General features: G+C 36.9%; 6 protein-coding genes. All 6 read right to left on the reverse strand.

Annotated elements, in window-relative coordinates; translation table 11 throughout:
- Positions 1–154: 154 nt before the first annotated feature.
- Entirely contained in the window at positions 155–355 is a 201-nt protein-coding gene (locus AC3DU7_RS24030) for a hypothetical protein (protein WP_202219405.1), read from the reverse strand.
- Between the two features lie 433 nt (positions 356–788).
- Positions 789–1,094: an NADH-quinone oxidoreductase subunit NuoK gene (nuoK, locus tag AC3DU7_RS24035; RefSeq protein WP_287525761.1), complete on the reverse strand. Its 306-nt coding sequence runs from the start codon at positions 1,092–1,094 to the stop codon at positions 789–791.
- Between the two features lie 27 nt (positions 1,095–1,121).
- Positions 1,122–1,739: an NADH-quinone oxidoreductase subunit J gene (locus AC3DU7_RS24040; RefSeq protein WP_488041823.1), complete on the reverse strand. Its 618-nt coding sequence runs from the start codon at positions 1,737–1,739 to the stop codon at positions 1,122–1,124.
- A 475-nt stretch (positions 1,740–2,214) separates the two neighbouring features.
- Entirely contained in the window at positions 2,215–2,829 is a 615-nt protein-coding gene (gene ndhI / locus AC3DU7_RS24045) for an NAD(P)H-quinone oxidoreductase subunit I (RefSeq protein WP_488041824.1), read from the reverse strand.
- Between the two features lie 525 nt (positions 2,830–3,354).
- Entirely contained in the window at positions 3,355–4,473 is a 1,119-nt protein-coding gene (gene nuoH / locus AC3DU7_RS24050) for an NADH-quinone oxidoreductase subunit NuoH (protein WP_488041825.1), read from the reverse strand.
- A gap of 323 nt (positions 4,474–4,796) precedes the next feature.
- The gene (locus AC3DU7_RS24055; protein ID WP_488041826.1) at positions 4,797–5,255 is read right to left on the reverse strand and encodes a zinc ribbon domain-containing protein; all 459 of its coding nucleotides are present in this window, start codon (positions 5,253–5,255) and stop codon (positions 4,797–4,799) included.
- Positions 5,256–5,335: the final 80 nt, after the last annotated feature.

Raw genomic sequence — 5,335 nt, forward strand, 5'->3', positions numbered from 1 at the left:
ATCGCTCAGGTTGCAGAAAGTAAAGTTAATGTAAAAGATACGATTAGAGGTTCTATAAAATGTGGGGTCGTTGAAGTTTTCAAACAAACTAAAAAACCCAATCTCCTTCGCTACTTGAAACTGGGTTTTTGAATAAAAATAAATATTAAAATAACTAAAGAGTCTGTCTAGAAATAAGCTTTTCAAAATGAGCTTGAGTTTGTTGTAACATCTGCTCGCGACCATCTTTTGCTTGATTAAGAGAAGGAACTAAATTACGAGCGTGTAAAGTCATGTGAAATTGTAAATCAGCCACATATTCACTAACATCTTGATGTAAAGAACAAGATGGATATTTTTTAATTTCTGAATTCAAAGTTTTTTCCTCCCCTAAATTATTTGAACTTATCTCTGATAAGGAAGGATAGCATGGAGATTCTCTCTATGTTGCAGTTTAGTAATGAAGCTTAATATTTTTCAGTAAATAAAATTATATTTCTTTACATAGTATAAAAAAAATTTCTCCGGACAATAAATAGTTACCGAAAAATTGTGGCTGAATGCCTCCTATCTTAAGAGGATAAAAAGAAAATTTTTCCTTTGAGTCAATTTTCTTCTTTATACAAGGAAAGGTAATTCTAAAATTCTTAATTCTAAATTCTTAATTCTAAATTTTTGAAATCCAGATGCACAGGGATATATAAAAAACTGCTCAAACCAAACATTTTATAGTCTTAAAATGTAAGCATTCAAAGGTTATCAGCTAAAGCTAAACGCTGAATGCTAATAGCTGAATGCTTACCTTCAAATTACCACTTTAATAAATTAAACTGTTCCATATCTACCGTGTCTCGGTTACGATAAATTGCGAGAACTATCGCTAGACCAACTGCCGCTTCAGCAGCAGCAACAGTAAGTACAAATACAGTAAATACCTGACCTTTAATATTTTGGGGGTCTAAGAAATTAGAAAAACCCATCAAATTTAGATTTACAGCATTAAGCATTAACTCAATAGACATCAGCACCCTAACTGCATTGCGACTGGTAACTAAACCATAAATACCTATACAGAAAAGTGCTGCAGCTAATAACAAAAAATACTCCAGTTGCAATTGCATAAACTTATCAACTCTTTGAATTTAATTATTAGAAATTTCACTAGAACTAGAGACTAATTCACGGGGACGTTCTGGCAAACTTAAAACAGGTGTTTGAGACATATCAGTAGGTACTTCATCAGGCAAAATATCTCGACGAGCCAAAATAATAGCACCCACCATTGCCATTAATAAAAACACGGAAGCAAGTTCAAAAGGAAGTAAGAAATCACTAAAAAAGTGCCTACCAATTAAGACAATTGAACTTTCTGTATTAGCAATACTAGCACCAGGAATTGACCAAGAAGTAGATAATACCATGGTACTTAGTAGAGCAAATAAACCAACGCAAACTAAACCTGTAGCTATTTTTCTAAACCAAGCATTAGGCAAAGCTTTAAAATCTTCTCGTTTATTTACAAGCATAATTGCAAATAAAATCAAGACATTAACAGCTCCAACATAAATTAAGACTTGGGCAGTAGCTACAAAATCAGCATTTAACAAAAGGTATAAACCAGAAATACTCATAAATACTCCACCTAACAAAAATGCTGAGTAGACGATCTTAGAAAATAAGACTACTCCCAAAGCAGCAGCAATCATCATTATGCTTAAAATAGCAAATGAAACGAATTGAACTCCTTGTGCTAAATCCACTTTTTATTCCTTTAGAGATTTGTTTATTTTGAATGATATTTCATCTTAAGCATTTCTTGCGGAATGCTACGCAAACAGCACTCAGCTATCAGCTTTATTACCTTACAAAAAAGGAGAAAAAAGCAATTGATAAATTTCAAAGAATTAAAAGTATGGGTAAAAAAAAGCCCATCACTTAACCTTAACAGTTTATCGAGCCACATCTACAATTTCCCTTCATAGAGTTGAAAATGTAGTAGAAGTTAAACGAATGCTTGCTTCATTTATTCAAAAGCTGAATGCGAGTACATTCCTCACCGAAAAGCTGACCGTTAATAGCTGAATCTTAACTTCACAACTGATAATTAACAGTAATTACGCACAGATTAAATCGAGTGAGGGCGTTAACGGAGCTTGACGTTAGTCAATGCCATTCGCCCCTACATATGAGGTTTTAAAGGTTAATTTGGGTAACTCCTGATTAACAAACTAATAGCTATTTTTCTGTAGTTTCTGCTACTGGTTTTTCAGCTTCCATTTGTTCGAGAATTTCTTCCGGACGAAGACCAGCGCGACGTGCATTTTGAGGAACTGTATGAGGGTCTATAGCTCCCTTAGGCAAGTAAGCCAATTCTCGCAGAGGAGTTACCATTGGGTCATTTGTCACCTTATATGGTAATCGTCCCAGGGCAACATTATCATAATTCAACTCATGACGGTCATAAGCTGCTAATTCATACTCTTCCGTCATGGATAAACAGTTAGTTGGACAATATTCCACACAGTTACCGCAGAAAATACAAACACCAAAATCAATACTGTAGTGTTTGAGCTTTTTCTTTTTGCTTTCTTTATTAAATTCCCAGTCAACAACAGGTAAATTAATCGGACAAACCCTCACACAAACTTCACAGGCAATACACTTGTCAAATTCAAAGTGAATTCTGCCTCGAAATCTTTCAGAAGGAATAAGTTTTTCGTAGGGGTATTGTACAGTAACAGGACGACGGCTCATGTGGTCAAAAGTTACAGATAAACCTTGACCTATATATTTAGCAGCTTGAAAAGTTTCTTTAGCGTATTCGCCTACTTGATTGAGGAATTTGAGCATGGCGTTTTCTCCTAGGAAGTCTAATTAGCAGAAAAAAGTAGTTTTAGATTTTCGATATAGTTTAATCTAAAAGTCTAAAATCAGCTATGGATTTACAGTAGATTTAACCAACTGTAAGGTATAGCAGTGAGCGCTGGTATATTTACAAATTGCAGGATTTGCCCAATAGCTAAAAGTCTTATGTTATCGGCAATTTATTCCCCCTGTTGCCTCTCTTGGTCAGCATTCCCTTGCGCCTGCCGGCGACGCGGGGTCTGACCGCTGTTGCCAGATGAGCTGTTGCCTGTTGCCTGCGCACAGCGCTATACGTCAGTGACGGGCAAATCCGCACAACAAGAGTTTTATTTGAAGAAGGAGTCAGAAGACAAGAGACAGAATCAATATTTGTGGGGGATTAAAACTCCAACAAGTTTGTGGAGGCCACAGGTGATGTGGGGGTTTATACCCTATAAGGTTTCGATGCCAGGAGCCAACTCTTCACGTCTATCGTGCCCAAAAAATTCTCCTGACTCCTGACTTCTAAATTTATCCACCAAAAGCAAATGGAAAGGCTAACTTCAAAGCTGCAGTTAACAATAAATTTACCAGAGCAACAGGTAGGAGAAACTTCCATCCTAAGTCTAATAATTGGTCAATCCTGACTCTTGGTAATGTCCAACGTAATAAAACTGCAATAAATACGAGAAAATAAGCTTTGAGCAATGTCATAGTAATGCCCAAAGTAGCAGTGATTATTTGTAACCAGGGAGTTGTTTCACTTACCCCCAACCAGTCACTGAGAAGTCCAACTGGTACAGGTGACTCCCAACCACCTAGATATAAAATTGCCACAAAAAGAGCAGATAGGACTAAATTAATGTAAGAAGCTAAGTAATAAAGGGCAAATTTCATCCCTGTATATTCTGTTTGATATCCTGCTACTAATTCTTCTTCTGCTTCAGGAAGGTCAAAGGGAAGTCTTTCACATTCTGCCAATACTGATATCCAGAAAATGAGGAAACCAGCTGGTTGTCTCCAAATGTTCCATCCTAAAATGCCATAGCCTGATTGTTGCTCAACAATATCAATTGTACTGAGGCTGTTGGACATCATCACTACTGCCAGTACAGCTAAAGCTAAAGGTATTTCATAACTAATAGATTGTGCTGCTGCTCGTAAACCTCCTAGTAGGGAATATTTATTGTTGGAGGCATAGCCAGACATCAGCAGACCAATAGGCTGAATACTGGAAAGGGCTATCCATAAAAATATTGCTACCCCCAAGTCTGTAATGATTAAATTTTGTCCAAAAGGAACTACTAGATAGGACAAAAATACTGGGATGGCTACTATTACAGGGCCTAGAGTGAACAGTAGAGGGTCTGCTTTAGAAGGAACAACGTCTTCTTTGAAAACTAGCTTCAAGCCATCAGCTAAAGGTGCTAGAGTTCCCAAAGGACCGATGAATTCTGGGCCAATTCTTTGTTGAGCTGCTGCGGAAATTTTTCGCTCTAGCCACACTGTCACTAAAACACTGACAGTAGCAGCGGTAATCATCAATAACATGGGTAATGGTAGCCAAACTGTTCTGGCTATTTCTGGAGATAAGCCCAAGTCTACCAGAGCTTGAATAAATGTTCTTTGTAGATCGATTCCTGAATTCATTTAGTTAGCAAAATTAATGAGTTATGCAATACACAATATAGCAATGAGCGCTCCGGTATTTACAATGTCCAGCTCAAAGTGCAGTAAGCAAAAATATTCACTAGGTTAAAAAAATCGTTAATTGTTTCCTCCTAATAATGACTTTTAGTTACACCTTTGACATCTTCCCGAAGCTGCTTTTGAGATACTGTACAGAATGAACAATCTATGCTATACAGATACATCAAGCCCGGCAATTCCCGGTAAAAGTCGGGGAAACCGTTCATAGAAATGTGACGGCAGAACCATCGACACTGGCGGTATCGCGCTAACGCGCCGCTTCGCTAACGCAATGCTTTGAGGAATATCCCCAAAGCGCCATTCCAATCTCTCGGCATTGAGTTACCACAGTGCGGACATTTAAAATGCTTTGAGCCTCCTAATTTTTGATGAACATGACCACATTTTGTACAAGTTTTGGAAGTATATTCCTCAGTTACATCTATTACGGTTGCTCCTCGTTTTAAAGCATGGAACTTAAGAGTTTGTTTGAAACTATAGTGTGCCCAAGTTAGCATTTGGCGAACTGTTTTTGAGTTCAGTTTGCGTTTCTTTTTTCCTGATTTGGCAACCATTTGGGAAGACTCAAAAGTAGGAAGAAAGATGATACGATACTCAGTTGTTAGCCATTTTGCTACTTTTTTATGGACTTCATCTATGAGATTTTTTATCCTAATCAACAACCTATTAATTTTTTTGTTTAATCCCTGTCTTTTGTACTTATTTTTACGACGCAGAAGCAAAAATATTCATAGGTTAAAAAAATCGTTAATTGTTTCCTCCTAATAATGACTTTTAGTCACACCTTTGACATCTTCCCGAA

The sequence above is a fragment of the Okeania sp. genome, from assembly GCF_983059655.1.